The organism is Microvirga sp. KLBC 81 (assembly GCF_003075415.1).
Taxonomy (GTDB): domain Bacteria; phylum Pseudomonadota; class Alphaproteobacteria; order Rhizobiales; family Beijerinckiaceae; genus Microvirga.
On the sequence record NZ_QDAH01000008.1, the window covers coordinates 41,802 to 56,932 of the forward strand.

General features: G+C 59.5%; 16 protein-coding genes and 1 tRNA gene. 7 read left to right on the forward strand and 10 right to left on the reverse strand.

Going from position 1 to position 15,131, the window contains the following annotated elements:
- Window positions 1-3: 3 nt before the first annotated feature.
- Window positions 4-663: an HAD family phosphatase gene (locus tag DC522_RS08035; protein WP_116528186.1), complete on the reverse strand. Its 660-nt coding sequence runs from the start codon at window positions 661-663 to the stop codon at window positions 4-6.
- A gap of 169 nt (window positions 664-832) precedes the next feature.
- On the opposite strand from DC522_RS08035, the gene DC522_RS08040 reads away from it, so the two are divergent.
- Window positions 833-1,600, forward strand: a complete 768-nt coding sequence (locus DC522_RS08040; RefSeq protein ID WP_116528187.1) for a potassium channel family protein — start codon at window positions 833-835, stop codon at window positions 1,598-1,600.
- A 3-nt stretch (window positions 1,601-1,603) separates the two neighbouring features.
- On the opposite strand, the gene DC522_RS08045 is transcribed toward DC522_RS08040, so the two are convergent.
- The 4 genes from DC522_RS08045 to DC522_RS08060 form a co-directional block, all read right to left on the reverse strand.
- The gene (locus DC522_RS08045; RefSeq protein ID WP_116528188.1) at window positions 1,604-2,710 is read right to left on the reverse strand and encodes an ABC transporter ATP-binding protein; all 1,107 of its coding nucleotides are present in this window, start codon (window positions 2,708-2,710) and stop codon (window positions 1,604-1,606) included.
- A 5-nt stretch (window positions 2,711-2,715) separates the two neighbouring features.
- The gene (locus DC522_RS08050; RefSeq protein WP_116528189.1) at window positions 2,716-4,905 is read right to left on the reverse strand and encodes an iron ABC transporter permease; all 2,190 of its coding nucleotides are present in this window, start codon (window positions 4,903-4,905) and stop codon (window positions 2,716-2,718) included.
- Between the two features lie 117 nt (window positions 4,906-5,022).
- Window positions 5,023-6,069 (reverse strand): ABC transporter substrate-binding protein, encoded by a 1,047-nt coding sequence (locus tag DC522_RS08055; RefSeq protein WP_116528190.1) that lies wholly within the window; start codon window positions 6,067-6,069, stop codon window positions 5,023-5,025.
- Window positions 6,070-6,195: 126 nt separating this feature from the next.
- A complete protein-coding gene (locus DC522_RS08060; RefSeq protein ID WP_116528286.1) occupies window positions 6,196-6,990 on the reverse strand; it encodes an inositol monophosphatase in 795 nt (264 codons plus the stop codon).
- 199 nt (window positions 6,991-7,189) lie between these two features.
- Here DC522_RS08060 and DC522_RS08065 point away from each other — a divergent pair, with 199 nt between their 5' ends.
- The 5 genes from DC522_RS08065 to DC522_RS08085 all read left to right on the forward strand — a co-directional run bounded on the left by DC522_RS08065 (window position 7,190) and on the right by DC522_RS08085 (window position 10,555).
- Complete coding sequence (locus tag DC522_RS08065; protein ID WP_116528191.1) at window positions 7,190-7,615, forward strand: NUDIX hydrolase; 426 nt, start codon at window positions 7,190-7,192, stop codon at window positions 7,613-7,615.
- 139 nt (window positions 7,616-7,754) lie between these two features.
- Complete coding sequence (locus tag DC522_RS08070) at window positions 7,755-8,927, forward strand: zinc-dependent alcohol dehydrogenase (protein ID WP_116528192.1); 1,173 nt, start codon at window positions 7,755-7,757, stop codon at window positions 8,925-8,927.
- A gap of 11 nt (window positions 8,928-8,938) precedes the next feature.
- Window positions 8,939-9,514 (forward strand): cyclase dehydrase, encoded by a 576-nt coding sequence (locus DC522_RS08075; RefSeq protein WP_116528287.1) that lies wholly within the window; start codon window positions 8,939-8,941, stop codon window positions 9,512-9,514.
- A gap of 5 nt (window positions 9,515-9,519) precedes the next feature.
- Window positions 9,520-9,969, forward strand: coding sequence for a DUF488 family protein (locus tag DC522_RS08080; protein WP_116528193.1), 450 nt, complete (start codon window positions 9,520-9,522; stop codon window positions 9,967-9,969).
- Window positions 9,970-10,057: 88 nt separating this feature from the next.
- Window positions 10,058-10,555 carry a GAF domain-containing protein gene (locus tag DC522_RS08085; RefSeq protein WP_116528194.1) on the forward strand — a complete coding sequence of 166 codons (498 nt, stop codon included), beginning with the start codon at window positions 10,058-10,060 and terminating at the stop codon, window positions 10,553-10,555.
- A 196-nt stretch (window positions 10,556-10,751) separates the two neighbouring features.
- Here the strand turns inward: DC522_RS08085 and DC522_RS08090 are convergent, their stop codons facing one another.
- The 5 genes from DC522_RS08090 to DC522_RS08105 form a co-directional block, all read right to left on the reverse strand.
- Window positions 10,752-12,167: a M10 family metallopeptidase gene (locus DC522_RS08090; RefSeq protein ID WP_116528195.1), complete on the reverse strand. Its 1,416-nt coding sequence runs from the start codon at window positions 12,165-12,167 to the stop codon at window positions 10,752-10,754.
- Window positions 12,168-12,185: 18 nt separating this feature from the next.
- Window positions 12,186-12,467 (reverse strand): hypothetical protein, encoded by a 282-nt coding sequence (locus DC522_RS34260; RefSeq protein ID WP_133239253.1) that lies wholly within the window; start codon window positions 12,465-12,467, stop codon window positions 12,186-12,188.
- Window positions 12,468-12,526: 59 nt separating this feature from the next.
- A tRNA-Thr gene (locus tag DC522_RS08095) sits at window positions 12,527-12,601 on the reverse strand.
- A gap of 481 nt (window positions 12,602-13,082) precedes the next feature.
- The gene (locus DC522_RS08100) at window positions 13,083-13,376 is read right to left on the reverse strand and encodes a hypothetical protein (protein ID WP_116528196.1); all 294 of its coding nucleotides are present in this window, start codon (window positions 13,374-13,376) and stop codon (window positions 13,083-13,085) included.
- Window positions 13,377-13,657: 281 nt separating this feature from the next.
- Window positions 13,658-13,936 carry a hypothetical protein gene (locus tag DC522_RS08105; RefSeq protein WP_116528197.1) on the reverse strand — a complete coding sequence of 93 codons (279 nt, stop codon included), beginning with the start codon at window positions 13,934-13,936 and terminating at the stop codon, window positions 13,658-13,660.
- Between the two features lie 386 nt (window positions 13,937-14,322).
- Between DC522_RS08105 and DC522_RS08110 the strand changes: the two genes are divergently transcribed.
- The gene (locus tag DC522_RS08110) at window positions 14,323-15,093 is read left to right on the forward strand and encodes a response regulator transcription factor (protein ID WP_116528198.1); all 771 of its coding nucleotides are present in this window, start codon (window positions 14,323-14,325) and stop codon (window positions 15,091-15,093) included.
- Window positions 15,094-15,131: the final 38 nt, after the last annotated feature.

The window sequence follows — 15,131 nt, forward strand, 5'->3', positions numbered from 1 at the left end:
GCTTCAGGCAGCAGCTCGGCTGTTCAGCACATCCCAAAGGGCGGGGGCGTGGAAATCCTCGATGGTCGCATCCGCTCCCACATCCCGCATCTCCTGCGCGGTCAGGCCGGTCAGCATGCCGAAGGAGAAGAGGCCCGCAGCCTTGGCGGCTTTCATGCCGGAGGGGGAATCCTCGAAGGCGACAGCTTCGTCCGCACGCACACCGAGCCGCTCCAGGGCCGTGAGGTAGGGCAGGGGATCGGGCTTCCCGCGCGCCACCTGATCGATGGTGATCTGAACCGGAAAACGTTCCGTGAGGCCAAGCACATCAAGCATATGCTCCGCATTGAGCCGCGGGGCATTGGTGACGAGCGCAACCTTGATACCGCGTTCTCTCGCCCAGTCGAGAAGAGCCACAAGCCCGTCCAGGGGCTTGAGATCGAGCGCCAAGCGGCGGAAGGCCGCCTCCTTCTCGTCAGCGAAAGCCTCTTGCTCCTCGATCGTGCGATGGGGCAGGAGGGTGGCGAAGATGGACTCGTTGGTGCGGCCGATGATGGTGGAGCGATAGATATGCTCGTCGACCGCCACACCTTCCGGGCTCAGAACCTCGGCAAAGGCCTGGAGGTGAACAGGATCGCTGTGCACCAGAGTGCCGTCCATGTCGAAAATCAGAGCCTTGAGCATTGTTCCGTCTCGCGAGGGGATTGTGGCTATCAGGTAAGCCGCTTCGGCTCAAAAGACACCCTGTTAGAATTGCAGGGCTGCCTTATAGATAATGTGAGGCCCCCGATCCAGGAACCATGATGTCGCTCAGGTCTTGCACTCTCCTCAAGATCAATGGCGAGGAAGCTCGATGAGGGTGGTCGACAAGCTTAAGTTTCTCTACGAGGCGGATGCGCCGGAGGCTCACCGCTTCCGCTACGCCCTTCTTATCTTCGATATCGTCACCATTCTTTTCATCGTCGTTTCTTCCTTCCTGCCGCACTCCATCCTGGTGCAGGGCATCGACATCATCATCGGCCTCATCGTGCTCGCCGACTTTTCTGCGCGCCTTGCGATCAGCCCGACACCCTGGAAGGATCTCCTGCACCCGGCCACCCTGGCCGACGTGGCGGCCATCATCTCTTTCCTGGCTCCCATTGTCGGAGAGGGAATCGGTTTCCTGCGCATCCTGCGAACGGTACGGTTGCTTCGCACTTACCAGCTTCTCGCACGCCTGCGTGCCGATAGCGTTTTCTTCCGATGCAACGAAGAGCTGATCATCGCAGCGGTCAATCTCAGCGTCTTCATCTTCATCATGACCGGTTTTGTCTATGAAACGCAGCGCTGGACCAATGAGAAGATCGGAAACTACGTCGACGCGCTCTACTTCACCATGGCGGCGCTTACCACCACCGGGTTCGGCGACATCACGCTCACGGGAACGCTCGGCCACCTGCTCTCCGTCATCATCATGATCTTCGGCGTGACGCTGTTCTTGCGCCTCGTGCAGGTGCTCTTGCGGCCCAGCAAGGTGCGCCATCCCTGTCCGGTCTGCGGCCTGCAGCGGCATGACAGGGATGCCGTTCATTGCAAGGCCTGCGGCACCATCCTCAACATCCCTGACGAGGGCGCCGTGTAGGCGTTATGCGCCAGGAATGATCGCGATGCCGCGCTGAGCGGCAAAGCAAACCGAGATCGGTGTGCCTGGCGCAATCGTGTCCTTGCGGCCATATTGGACCACGAACAGATTTCCGATGGGGCTCTCCACCTCATACTCCATCTGCGTGCCAAGATAGGAGGCCTTCCTCACCGTGCCCATGATCCTGCCGGAAGCGCCGGAAACGTCATCCAGCACGATGGCATCGGGACGGACCGCCAGCTTCACCGGGCCCAGTCCTGCGCCGCGACGGGGCAGCTGGATGTTCAGGTTGCCGATTTTCACATTGGCAATCGGTCCTGATTCATCGACCACTTCGCCGGAAATGATGTTGGCGTCGCCAATGAAGTCGGCAACGAAGAGATCCGCAGGCTCCTCATAGAGCTCCCGCGGCGTGCCCGTCTGCGCGATGCGGGCGTTCGACATCACGATGATATGGTCGGAGACGGCAAGCGCCTCCTCCTGATCATGCGTGACATAGGCGACCGTGAGGTTGAGGTTCTGCTGCAGTTCGCGGATGTCCTCGCGCACGCGGCGGCGCAGCTTGGCGTCGAGGTTGGAGAGCGGCTCGTCGAACAGCAGCACCTGCGGCTCGAGCACCAGGGCGCGCGCGACGGCGACGCGTTGCTGCTGGCCGCCGGAGAGTTCAGACGGCGCGCGCTTCTCAAGGCCTTTGAGGCCAATCAATTCGAGCTTCTCCATGGCCATCTCGCAGGCATCCTTCTTCGAGATGCCCTGCACGGTCGGGCCGTAGGCAACATTCTCCAGCACCGACATGTGCGGGAAGAGCGCATAGGATTGGAACACCATGCTCACGTCGCGATCCGCGGCGGAAAAATGCGTCACGTCGCGGTCGCCGATCAGGATCTGGCCTTCGCTCGCCATTTCGAGACCGGCGATCATGCGCAAGGTCGTGGTCTTGCCGCAGCCCGAGGGACCGAGCAGGGTGACGAGCCGGCCGGGCTCGATGGTGAAGGACACGTTATCGACGGCCGTGACGCTGCCGTAGCGCTTCGTCACGCCACGGAACTCGACCGAAGCGGCCTGCTTCTTGGAGGCCGGGGAACGGGAAAGGGAGCTTAAGGATGACATGTGGTTCATGGAGTGGCTTGAGCGGCAACGGGGCTGGCTGACGTGCTGAGCGTACGGCGTCCGAGGCGCCGCTCGCCGACCGCAAGCTGAATCGCGAGGATCGCAAGCAGCATGACGATGATGAGCACGGTGGAATAGGCGATCGCGAGGCCGAACTCGCCCGCTTCGACACGGCCGACGATGTAGGTCGTCGCCATGTTGTATTCGGCAGTGACCAGGAAGATCACGGCGCTGACCGCCGTCATCGCGCGCACGAAGGAATAGACGAGCGAGGCGACGATGGCCGGGCGCAGAAGGGGCAGCACCACGCGGCGCATGGTGGTGGCCGAGCGGGCGCCGAGCGTGAGCGAGGCCTCGTCCAGGCTCTTGTCGATCTGGCTCAAGGTGGCGATGCCGGAGCGCACGCCCACGGGCATGTTGCGGAATACGAAGCACATCACGAGTACGAAGCCCGTGCCGGTGATCTCGATCGGCGGCACGTTGAAGGCGAGAATGTAGGACACACCCACCACGGTACCGGGGATCGCGAAGCTGAGCAGGGTGCCGAACTCGAAGGAACGCTGACCGGAGAAGCGCTGACGGGTGAGGAGATAAGCCGTCAGCAGGCCGATGGCTGCCGTGAGGGGCGCGGAAAGAGCCGCAATCTTCACGGTGGCGAAGAATGAATCCCAAGCCGATCCGGAGAAGTAGAGGCCCCAATCCGTTCGCTCGATACGGAAGGCGGTGAGGAAGTGCTCGAGGGTCGGCGTGTAGTCGCGGCCCATGGAGCGCACGAAGGCGCCGACCAGAATGGTCGCGTAAACGGCGACCGTGAACAGCGCCCACGGAATGGCCGTGAAGTAGGAGGCCAGGGCCACGCGGCGGGGCAGGGGCAGGGGAATGCCGGCATCCCCCTTTCCCGTCACTGTCGTGTAGACCTTCTTGCCGAGCCAGGCATGCTGCAGCCAGAAGGCGCCGAGCGTGAAGGCGAGCAGAATGATGGAGAGCACAGCGGCGCGGCCTTGATCCTGTTGCGCACCGACGACGGCGAAGAAGATCTTGGTGGAGAGAACCTCGTAATTGCCGCCTAGCACGAGAGGATTGCCGAAATCCGCGAGGCTTTCCACGAAGCCGAGGAGGAAGGCATTCGCGAGACCGGGGCGCATGAGCGGCAGGGTCACGGTGACGAAGGTTGTCCAGCTCTTCGCACGAAGAGTCTGGGATGCCTCCTCCAGCGTCGGGCTGATGCCCTGCACCACGCCGATCAGAACGAGGAAGGCGATAGGTGTGAACGCGAGAAGCTGCGCGATGAAGATGCCGGGAAAGCCATAGATCCAGCGTGAGCGCGGAACGCCGAACCACTCCCACAACAGGGAAGAGAGCGCGCCGGAGCGGCCGAAGATCAGGATGAGAGCAAGACCGATCACGAAAGGAGGCGTGATGATGGGAAGCACGCTCATCACGCGCAGGAGCTTCTTGTAACGGAAGGCCGTGCGTGTGGCGATGAGCGCGAAGGCAAGACCCAGAGCCGTGGTGCCGACACCGACGAGGAGGCCGAGAAACAGCGTGTTCCAGGCCACGCCGCAGCGCAGGTCGCTCGAGATGCAATCGAGTCCCCAGATCGACTTGTCCATGAACTTCGTCAGGAACACGAGAGGAGCGAAGTTGCCATCGTTGTCCGCAAACGCGCTCGCAAGGATCGTCGAGACCGGGAAGAAGACGAAGACGGTAATGAGTGCGACGACGATGCCAATGGAGGATGTGACGAAGGCATCACCGCGGCACCAGCCGCGCGCCGCAAGCCCATGACTTAGAATGATAAGGAACGCGGTCGAGGTGAGTGCAGCACCATAGCCCATGCCGCCCTGGCTTGGTCCATTTCCGCCGGTGAGGGCTTTAAGGATGTCGAGCGTCCAGCCGTTCAGGCCGATGGTGAAGCCTTCGATCACGATCAGCGCGAGGCCCAAAAAGCCGGAGGCGATGAGCCATGTGCTGTTGTCTGCCCGCGAGGGCAGAAGGGCAGGGCGCAAGCTTATCAGAAGCGGCACGAGAATGGGCAGAAGCCACCAGGCGCCGTTCAGGCCATGAACGAGGGCCGATCCGCCGATGACGTAGTCGGCAATGGTCGGAACGGCCGTGCGGTCGAAACCGTACCAAGGCAGGAGGGCAAAGCCGACCCAGCCTAGAACGATCCAGCCAAGGGTTGCCCGTGACATGTCTGTTCTCGCGTCAACGTCGATGCGGGTTCCATTGGGAATCCGACTTCGAAAGAACTGGTCAAGAAATGGCGTTCCGGCGAAGCGCTCTGGCTCCGCCGGAACGGATCGCTCAGCCTATTTCGGTAGGTTCTTCACCTCGGCGTCCCACTTGGACAGCAGGCGCTTGCGCTCTTCCGAGGAGCCGTATTTCGCGAAATCGAAGTTGATCAGCTTGATGTCGGTGAGCTTCGGAGCCTGCGGCGGGATCGGCGTGCTCTTGTTGGAAGGTACCTGATAGGACTTCGCTTCCGCGCCGATCTTCTGCGCGCCCGCCGTGAGAGCCCAGTCGTAGAACTTCCGTGCATTTTCCAGGTTCTTCGCGCCCTTGATGATCGACATGGAGCCGATCTCGTAGCCCGTACCTTCGCAGGGAGCCACGACCTTGATCGGCGCCTTGTCCACGACCATCGTCACCATGTCGTGCATGAAGGTGATGCCGGCAGTCGTCTCGCCCTGCGCCACGGCCTTGGCAGGCGCCGCGCCCGACTTGGTGTACTGGTTGACGTTCTTGTGCAGGGCCTTCAGGTACTCGAAGCCTTTGTCCTCGCCCATGATCTGGACGATGGAAGCGAGCAGCGTATAGGCCGTGCCGGAGGAGTTCGGATCGGCAACCTGCACTTCGTCCTTCAGCTCGGGCTTGAGCAGGTCGGCCCAGCATTTCAGCTCGGGCACGTTGTTCGCCTTGGCGAGTTCGGTGTTATAGCCGAAGCCCAGCGCGCCGGAATAGATGCCGACGGTGCGCTGCTTCGACTGCTCCCACTGGCGCACGGCCCAGTCCTGAAGCTCACCCATCTTCGGAGATTTGTACTCCACCGTCAGGCCTTCCTCGGCGGCCTGCATGTGAGGATCGCCCGTGCCGCCCCACCAGATGTCGGCGCGCGGATTGGCGGCCTCCGCCTTGATCTGGGCGAAGATCTCGCCCGAGCTCTTGCGGGTCATGGATACCTTGATGCCGGTGTCACGCTCGAAGGCGCCCACCATGGCGCGGCACCATTCCTCCTGCACGCCGCAATACATGACGAGCGCGCCCTGAGCCTGGGCCGTTCCGGCCGACAGGAAGGAGAGGGCGGTCATGGAGCCTGCCAGCATCGTGGCGGCAACGATATTCTTCTTCAGTGTCATCGTTTTCCTCCCATAGGGTTTTATCGTTATTGTTTTTATTGGTCGGCTAAGCTCCCTCCGATAGAGCGCTTGGTCAAGAGCCTAGCCGACGATGCGGAACTGAATCTTTGGACTCATTGCCCGGCGTCAGGGCTCCTTGGCGATGCCTGTTGCTGTCATCAGGGCTTCTGCGAGCTCCGGTGTGCAGGCGAGGATCGGGTTGCCCTCGCGCAATCCGTCCTTCGCCAGAAAGTTGTTGGTCCAGCCGCCGGCTTCCTCGATGATGAGAAGACCCGCCAAGGCATCCCATGAATTGATATGCAGCTCGCAATAGGCGTCGATCCGGCCGTCCGCCACATAGGCGAGGCCAAGCGTGCCCGAGCCTGCCCGGCGCACATTCGCGCCGCTCTTCTTCAGCCGCTCGACGACGGCGACGTAGGGCTCCGGAGGCAGGCGGGACGACCAGCCGGCCTCGACGGTGGCCTGGCGCATATCGGACAATCCGCTCACCTTGATCGCTTCGCCGTTGAGGATCGCGCCGCGTCCGCGCTGGGCGGTGTAGAGATCCGCATGCATCACGTCGTAGATCACGCCGATCTCGACCTGGCCGTCGCGCACAAAAGCAATGGAGATGGCAAAATGCGGGATGCCGCGGGCGAAGTTCGCCGTGCCGTCGATAGGGTCCACGACCCAGACATCACTGCCGAAAGAGCCACCACCTTCCTCGCCGAAGAACGAGTCCTTGGGAAAGAGAGCGCTCAAGCGGCGGCGGATCAACTCCTCGACCTCCGCATCGGTGACCGTCAGGAAGTCCTGCGGGCCCTTGAAATCCGGGCGCTGGGAGCGCGGGCGCTCCAGGAAGCGCTTGCGCGCCAGCACACCTGCCTCGCGCGCGATGGCGCAGGCGGCGGTAAATCTCATATCCAGGCTGTCGGTCGTCATGGCGTTCAGGCGTTCCTCAAGGATCAAAAATGGCGGCCGGTTTGTTGTCAGACATTCACGATGGTTCGTGAGAATGCGGAGAGCCGCGTACTCCTTCAAACATGGAGATGTCCCAAGAACCTGTCGAATTGATCCTTTATTAGCCGGCTCAGGTATACTATGTTATAGACTAACCGCGTGGAAACTCTACTCTCGTCGAATGCCCCGGACGCCAAAAGAAGAACTCAGCCAGGTCGCAGCGCTCCCCTTCCGCATCAAAGACGGCAAGGTCGAGGTGCTCCTCGTCACGTCCCGCGAGACCAGGCGCTGGCTGATCCCGAAGGGCTGGCCGATGAAGGGCAAGAAGCCGCACAAGGCTGCAGCCCAGGAAGCCGAGGAGGAGGCCGGCGTGAAGGGCGAGATCAAGCAGAAGCCGCTGGGCCATTATGATTACTGGAAGCGCCGCTCCACGCATTTCGATCTCTGCCGAGTGAATGTGTACCCCCTCGAAGTCTCCAAACAGCTCAAGTCCTGGCGGGAAAAGGGGCAGCGCCAAGCACAATGGTTCGAGGTCGAAGACGCCGCTCACCAAGTGCTGGAACCCGCTCTCGCGGAACTCATCCGCAGCCTGCCGGAGCACGTCTGACACGCCCGTTCTTTTGAGATAGCGCCCGGAAAATTGCACCCTTCCGGGAACGCAAAGCTCCCCAAGAAGTCTTTTCCCATATCGAGGCGGCCATGCAGCGCAGCTTGGCCGTTTTCAGGCATGCTGGAAGGAGATGTCGATGAAGGCGCTTGTTTGGCACGGCACCACGGATATCCGCTGCGATTCCGTTCCTGATCCGCAGATCGAGCATCCGCGCGACGCGATCATCAAGGTGACGAGCTGTGCCATCTGCGGCTCGGATCTCCACCTCTACGACCACTTCATGCCGGGCATGAAGAGCGGCGATGTCATGGGTCACGAGATGATGGGCGAGGTGGTCGAGGTTGGACCTGAGACCAAGGGCAAGCTCAAGGTCGGAGACCGCATCGTCGTTCCGTTTACGATCATCTGCGGCGAGTGCGAGCAGTGCAAACGCGGCAACTTCTCCGTTTGCGAGCGCACGAACCGCAACGGCCACATTGCAGCCAAGGCCTTCGGTCACTCCACCGCCGGTCTTTTTGGCTACACGCATCTCACCGGTGGCTATCAGGGCGGGCAGGCCGAATATCTGCGTGTTCCCTTCGCCGATGCCACGCATATCAAGGTGCCAGACGGTATTCCTGACGAGAAGCTCCTCTTCCTCGGCGACATCTTCCCAACCGGCTGGCAGGCAGCCGTGCAATGCGACATTCAGCCGAGTGATACGGTGGCGATCTGGGGTGCAGGCCCTGTCGGTCAGATGGCGATCCGCAGCGCCGTCCTGCTCGGCGCGAAACAGGTGGTCGTGATCGATCGCGTGCCGGAGCGCCTCGCCATGGCGAAAGCGGGCGGCGCGATCACCATCAACTTCGATGAGGAAAGCGTTATCGAGCGCCTGAACGAGCTCACCAATGGCAGGGGCCCGGAGAAGTGCATCGATGCCGTCGGCATGGAGGCGCACGCGGCCGCCACTGTCGATGCCATGTATGACCGCGTGAAGCAGGCCGCGATGATGGAAACGGATCGCCCGCATGTCTTGCGTGAGATGGCTTATGTCTGCCGTCCGGCGGGAACGCTCTCGATTCCTGGTGTCTATGGCGGGCTTCTCGACAAGATCCCCTTCGGCGCAATCATGAACAAGGGACTCACCATCCGCACAGGTCAGACTCATGTGAACCGCTGGACCGATGATCTGCTGCGACGCATCGAGGAAGGGCAGATCGATCCGTCCTTCGTGATCACGCATACCGTCGGGCTCGAAGACGGGCCTGAGATGTACAAGGTCTTCCGCGATAAGCAGGACGGCTGCATCAAGGTCGTGCTCAAACCTTAAAGGTGAACGTCATGCGCTACGAAACCGAAAGAACCCGTCGGCGCGGTCATGCCGACACCGCGACGGACACGCTCGCGCGTGGCCTTGGAATCTTCTCGATTGCCCTTGGCATCGCAGAAATCGCCGCGCCTCGCGCCCTGGCGCGAGCGCTCGGCATGAAAGGGCAGGAAGGATTGATCGCGGGCTATGGGCTGCGTGAGATCGCAACGGGCGTCGGCATTCTCGCGTCGAAAGATCCGACGCCCTGGATCTGGGGGCGTGTGGCTGGCGATGGTCTCGACCTCGCAACGCTTGCCACGGCGCTCGAAGGCAACAATCCGAACAAGACCAATGTCGGCATCGCCATGGCGGCCGTTGCCGGCGTGACGGCGCTTGACGTGTACTGCGCGCAAACGCTCAGTCGCGAAAGTCCGCATCCGTTGCCGCCGATGCAGGATTATTCCGATCGCACCGGCTTCCCGCGTGGCGTGGAGCAGTCGCGCGGTGCGGCAAGCGATTTCGAGGTCCCCCGAGACTTCCGTACGCCGGAGGCCTTGAGACCCTACACACAACCCGACTTGCCACAGCGCCCGATGCCGTCCATGTAAACGGGATGGCAAAGCCGCAGGTTTTTACGATCGGTTACGAGGGAGCGGATGTTGACCGCTTCCTCACCACCCTGGAGGACGCGGGCGTCGAAACGCTCGCTGATGTGCGCGCCGTTGCGCTCTCCCGCAAGCGCGGTTTCTCGAAATCCGCTCTCCGGGATGCGCTTGCGACCCAGGGCATCGGCTACGAGCATTTCATCAAGCTCGGAACGCCCAAGGAAGGCCGCCAGGCGGCCCGGGCCGGCGACGGTGAGCTGATGCGCCGGATCTATTGCGACGAGGTTTTGGCCACGGAAGAAGCGCAAGCTGCCTTCCGGGATTTGGAGACCTTGGCTGCCGCAAAGCCGATCTGTCTTCTCTGCTTCGAGCGCGATCCTGCCAATTGCCACCGGCGGGTTCTGGCGCGGCGGCTTGAGGGCCTGGGCTTCGAGACGGTGGATTTGATGGTTCTGTAAACGAGCATGTCTTGCAGCCGGCAAGCTCGGCTTCAGTCCCCGATAGGACAGACTGGACAAGCAAGGCGAGGGCTCATAAGTGAGTCCCATGTTCGAAGCCAAACCCCTTCCTTCCTCCGCCAGCAAGCGCGACCTTTATGCCTCGCTTGCTCAACAGCTCGCCGCCCTCTTGGAGGGTGAGCCCGACGCTATTGCCAACGCGGCGAATATGTCGGCGCTGATCTATCAGATCCTTCCCGACCTGAACTGGGCCGGATTTTATTTCATGCGCGGTTCGGAGCTCGTGCTGGGGCCGTTCCAGGGCAAGACGGCCTGCGTGCGGATCGCCGTCGGCCGTGGCGTTTGCGGTGCGGCCGTGGAGCGCAAGGCTTCCATCGTCGTGCCTGATGTTCATGCTTTCCCAGGTCATATCGCCTGCGACAGCGCCTCCCGCTCGGAGCTGGTGGTTCCTCTGATCAAGGACGGACGGGTCATCGGCGTTCTCGACCTCGACAGCCCGCATCCTGACCGGTTCGATGAAGAGGACCGTGAGGGATGCGAGCAACTCGTACAAATCTATCTCGAGGCCTCAGAGTTGCCGGCGTAAGAGCGTTTGCTTCTCTGCCATGTGGCGGGGCAATCACGACGAAGCCTCCGATAGGCCGAATAGCTTCTATCGGCCTATCACACCTGCAGGCTCGCTCTTTTGAATGTTCCCTTGGACGGCGGCATGCATTTGGCTCAGCAGCCGTGCATGCTGTCCATTAAAGCCATAAGAGGGATGATCGTGCCGAAGCATCCCTCTATAGATAGAAATCGCTGCTGGCCATGCTCGTGAGGCCAGCCATGCTCACCGCAAAATCGGCACTCTTGTCGCCGTTCACATCAGCCGAGAGAACACCACCTGAAAACCTGAGCTGTCCCGCCTTCGTGAACGCCGTTTGACCGATAAAGGCGAAAGCCTGATTGCCGGTGATCAACGTGTTGGCGTCGATGCTCCGCAGGTCGATATGATCTTCTCCACGCTTGAAATCATGGATCGTATCTCTCGTCAGTGCCGGAGAGTCGCTCGGGGTTCGAAATATGAAAGTGTCGGCGCCGGTACTGCCGTACATGCTGTCTTTGCCGCTCTGGCCAATAATCCTGTCGTTGCCGGTGCCGCCTTTGAGGATGTCGTTGCCACCGCGCCCGTAAAGCAAATCGTTGCCGCTCCGGCCCTGCAGATTGTTAGTGCCGTCATTGCCTTTGAGCACATCGCTCGCCGACCCGCCGAGCACATTCTCGATCAGAGATCGGGGGTCATCATTGTAAAGAAGGGCGTTGGCGATGTTGCCGGCAGCGAGTTTGGAGCCGCCCCAGGAGAGTTTCGCGCGCTGCGCCTGAGACGTGATTGTCCACGCACCGGGTGCCAGATCGACTGTGAGACCAGTCGTATATTGCGAGAAGTTATAGGTGTCGTTCCCGCCGCCGTCCCACACGGTCTGGAAAATCCGGTTGTTGCCGGGAGCGCTCTGCAGGACGCCGTCAATGTAGCTTTGACCTGAGGGCGTCCAAGTGTATTTCGTGTTTCCGCTATTGGTCGTGTAATTCGCGCCATAGAGATGCTGAATCGCGGCGATGTCGTACATCATCAGCGACTGCGCATAGCCCCAGGTCTCGTTGACGTAGCCGGACGACAGGGAGGCGTTCACGTGGGATCTGTAGCTCATGACCGTGTATTCCATGGAATCACGGCTGAGCGGCATGATGGTGCTACCCTCATGCGGATGTTCCAGGCCGAGCGCGTGGCCGATCTCGTGAATGATCGTCAGATAAGCGTAGTTGCCCTTGCGCGGCGCGTCGTAGATTCGGCTGGAGTTGTTGATCCAAACATCCCCGCCTGCTTCCTGTGCGCTCGGAAAGTACGCCCAGGCTGTGCTGGGTTTATCCGAGCGGGCAAACCGAATATCCGCGTGCTGAGTTCTCGTCTCGGTGATCGCCGTGAAGGTCAGATTGGCGACCGAGGAATAGAGCTTGAGGGCCGCGCGCGCCGCAGCCTGCTGAGCGCTCAGGAACACACCAAAGTTGGTCAGCGGCTCGTTGCTGCCATAGGGATCGCTGTAATGGACGGAAGAGGTCGGAAAGCTGTAGGTCAGGCTGTTTGTCGCCCATTTCCGGTCACCCAGAAGAGCGTTGATGTAGGTGCTGCTTGTCGTGGCGACGGACGAGGTGGAAGGCATTGGTCGGCTCAATCTCGTTTAAAAAATGGATTGATTGGGCAGGAAATAACTTGGCTGTTGCGTCTGCTGATATTGATGAAAGGCAGAAACTTTGCGCATTCCAAAATTACGTAGAAGTGCAACCTGCATGCCCCACTCTTTGAAATCCTGATTGTTCTTGATGCGAAGCTTTTTGGCCTGTGAGAACTTTAGCCTAAATCTTCCGGGCCAAGAAGTGAGCTGGGTCGAACTTCCGCTTTCCTGGACGATCTGACGCAGCGAGGTCGGAACGCATATCCACGAGCATGCTGCGGCTCGCATGGCCCGCCTTATGTCAGATGATTCTTCAAGAGAAAATTCTGCCTTCAGAAGAAGGTCGCTGGTGCTGCCGGAGAGGATCGAACTCTCGACCTCTCCCTTACCAAGGGAGTGCTCTACCACTGAGCTACGGCAGCATCGTCCAGGTCGAGCCGGGTTCTGCTCCATAGCGAAGGAACCAGAAAACCTTTCAAACCAAGCTGCTTCGGAGCTTGTGTATAACTGGTCGCTCAACATGAGCAAGCAGTTTTGGATTGCTACTGTGTAGCGGCAGATGCGAAGGCATCCAGTGTGACGGATCGCGACGAGCCGGGGACCACCAGAGGGGGAACGAGGCTGAGCGGGTGTCGAGCGATAGGCCCAGACAATTTTGCAGCAGAAACGAAAGGTCGTTGGCGAGACTATCCATGCCAGCGGCAAGGGTAGGACTCACAAGTCCATCCCTCCCGGTCATGCCGTGGCGAGTATGCTTGGTTCCAGCTTCGATGCTTTCCTGGAGCGTTGCTTCGCCTGATCAGGGCGGACGGTGCCGAAGAACGTTCTCTTCGTCTAACCTCCTCATAGACCTCCAAGCCGCCGCCGCTGACAAGCTCTTTGCACCACGAAAGATGAAGTTAGTTAATTGCTGTTGTCAGCAATAGAGACCCTATACTGGGCCCGTAAGTCCTCAACGGCCTGAACAAGAGGGAGGCGACTTGCCTCGTGATTGGCCAGAATGTCCTGTCTGACAAAGTCCTTCAACTCCTCATCGGCGGGACTCATCTTGACCCGTTCCAGTTCCAAAGCGATCCTTTGATCCATGTTCTCCAGGGCATCCAGGAGGTAATCCAGTTTTGCCTGTGTCTCTGAACTAAGGAGTGCGGGATAGGTGTCCGCGATGGTCCGCGTTTCAGACTTGAGCATATGCTCCATAACTTCCCCTTTTCTAGAATCCTGGAAGACGCGATTTTCTCAACTGATCAAGAATAAGGGCATGTCATCATCTTACCTGCAACACTTGCGTCACGGTTTAATACGTCTTGGCTAGTCAGCAGTTACGGATCAGGTCCCGATATACCTCATTCGGGTAGCTGATCAGGCTGACGAGGATCATCGATTCTGCGGCCATCATCATCCTTGAACGATCGTCATGCCTGGGAGAGCTGAGCAATAGCGCGAAACGACCGAAGGTAGGGATGTGAATTTCTTCGCATCTAACGCCGAGGCTTCTGCGCCTCAGCAGTTAATCTAGGCATATCCCTTATCATCCATGCGACCATTTCATCCGCGGTCTTGAGATGGTCAGGGATCGGGATGAACGGGCCATCCATGTCGTAGATTGTTGCCTGATCCTTCGGGTCTAAGATTGGGTCGATGGCGCTCTCTGGCTCGGGCTCTATGGTCATGCCACCGAACCACATGAGAAGCAGCAGAAGCATACCGAGAGAGCCGAGGACGATGGCCAGAAGTGATATTGTTATATTCGCGACCAACTCATCATCCTCATTACCAATAACTTAGCTGAGGCTCGTTGAAGCCTAACATCTCGCTATCTTTGCTCCAACAAGAACCATCTTGAGACAATCGGGTTAAGGCTGGAAGCAGCTTTCCGAGTCGCGGCTGACACGAAAGCGGGACTGGTGGATCCCGCTCACGCTAACAGCCGTGGGGGCAGGCTCATAAGCCCAGCCGTCTCCCTCCCGGTCACGCTATGGCCGAAATCAGTTTCTTAATTGTAGGTTTCTGATGGGCTACTCTTTAGGACTAGAGCATACCTCTTAGGTGTTAGACTGCTTAGTCTATGTCTTGATCAAAGCTGATATTTGCTCCCTCATATAGGAACTTATTAACTTCAAGTGTGCATCTCGGGGGCGCATATATGTCAAACGAATTAGCCGAGCGCGAAGCCAGCAGATACACCAACTTTATCGGAGTCTCTGCCAGTCGCACCAAAACGGCAAACGCCGTCATCATCTGCAACAATTCACTGATTGGTGTAGGCATTACGCATCTTTTAGCTGGAACCAGCTTTGTCACGACTGACCATTTTACCAATGCTGCTCAAGCAGCCGAGACCTCTTACCTTTCGGTTCCTGATCTGTTTGTCATCAGTGCGAACGTCTCCCCCGAAGACACAGCTGAAGCGGTGAGACACCTGAGAGGGAAGTTCCCTAAGGTGCGTATTGTTGTGATTGCCGACCACTACAATCTTAGCTTTGTGAAGCTCTGTCGCGGTGCAGGAGTTGACGGCTTCTGCCTGACGGGGAGCAGCCGCGAAGTTCTCATCAAGTCCCTTGAGCTAATTATGGTCGGGGAACTTGTGCTGCCTTCCGCTTTGATGGCCTCTCTGCTGAATGGCAGTGAGGCGATCCCTACACCTAAGTCCCGAGATAGCAGCGCTGATGCCAAGCTGCCTTCGGAAGACCCGAGGGTGAGGAAGCTCTCGGCAAGAGAGGCAGAGATACTGAGTCATCTCATGGACGGAGCGGCTAATAAGGTCATTGCGCGGAAGCTGGATGTCGCCGAAGCCACCATTAAAGTTCACATCAAAGCTATCCTGAGGAAGATTGGAGCCGCCAATCGAACACAAGCCGCCATGTGGGCTTCGGAGCACCTTCCGACCAGAGATGCATCATCCCTCGCCGCCTAGCTGGATAGTCAGGACGATCGATTCCTGGCTGAGCCTGC

What these genes read in the sequence shown, in the direction of transcription:
- DC522_RS08100 (WP_116528196.1), bottom strand. Translation starts at nt 13,376, where the DNA reads ATGGAGCATATGCTCAAGTCTGAAACGCGGACCATCGCGGACACCTAT.
- DC522_RS08090 (WP_116528195.1), bottom strand. Translation starts at nt 12,167, where the DNA reads ATGCCTTCCACCTCGTCCGTCGCCACGACAAGCAGCACCTACATCAAC.
- DC522_RS34260 (WP_133239253.1), bottom strand. Translation starts at nt 12,467, where the DNA reads ATGCGAGCCGCAGCATGCTCGTGGATATGCGTTCCGACCTCGCTGCGT.
- DC522_RS08035 (WP_116528186.1), bottom strand. Translation starts at nt 663, where the DNA reads ATGCTCAAGGCTCTGATTTTCGACATGGACGGCACTCTGGTGCACAGC.
- DC522_RS08045 (WP_116528188.1), bottom strand. Translation starts at nt 2,710, where the DNA reads ATGTCATCCTTAAGCTCCCTTTCCCGTTCCCCGGCCTCCAAGAAGCAG.
- DC522_RS08110 (WP_116528198.1), top strand. Translation starts at nt 14,323, where the DNA reads ATGTCAAACGAATTAGCCGAGCGCGAAGCCAGCAGATACACCAACTTT.
- DC522_RS08070 (WP_116528192.1), top strand. Translation starts at nt 7,755, where the DNA reads ATGAAGGCGCTTGTTTGGCACGGCACCACGGATATCCGCTGCGATTCC.
- DC522_RS08065 (WP_116528191.1), top strand. Translation starts at nt 7,190, where the DNA reads ATGCCCCGGACGCCAAAAGAAGAACTCAGCCAGGTCGCAGCGCTCCCC.
- DC522_RS08055 (WP_116528190.1), bottom strand. Translation starts at nt 6,069, where the DNA reads ATGACACTGAAGAAGAATATCGTTGCCGCCACGATGCTGGCAGGCTCC.
- DC522_RS08060 (WP_116528286.1), bottom strand. Translation starts at nt 6,990, where the DNA reads ATGACGACCGACAGCCTGGATATGAGATTTACCGCCGCCTGCGCCATC.
- DC522_RS08080 (WP_116528193.1), top strand. Translation starts at nt 9,520, where the DNA reads ATGGCAAAGCCGCAGGTTTTTACGATCGGTTACGAGGGAGCGGATGTT.
- DC522_RS08040 (WP_116528187.1), top strand. Translation starts at nt 833, where the DNA reads ATGAGGGTGGTCGACAAGCTTAAGTTTCTCTACGAGGCGGATGCGCCG.
- DC522_RS08075 (WP_116528287.1), top strand. Translation starts at nt 8,939, where the DNA reads ATGCGCTACGAAACCGAAAGAACCCGTCGGCGCGGTCATGCCGACACC.
- DC522_RS08050 (WP_116528189.1), bottom strand. Translation starts at nt 4,905, where the DNA reads ATGTCACGGGCAACCCTTGGCTGGATCGTTCTAGGCTGGGTCGGCTTT.
- DC522_RS08085 (WP_116528194.1), top strand. Translation starts at nt 10,058, where the DNA reads ATGTTCGAAGCCAAACCCCTTCCTTCCTCCGCCAGCAAGCGCGACCTT.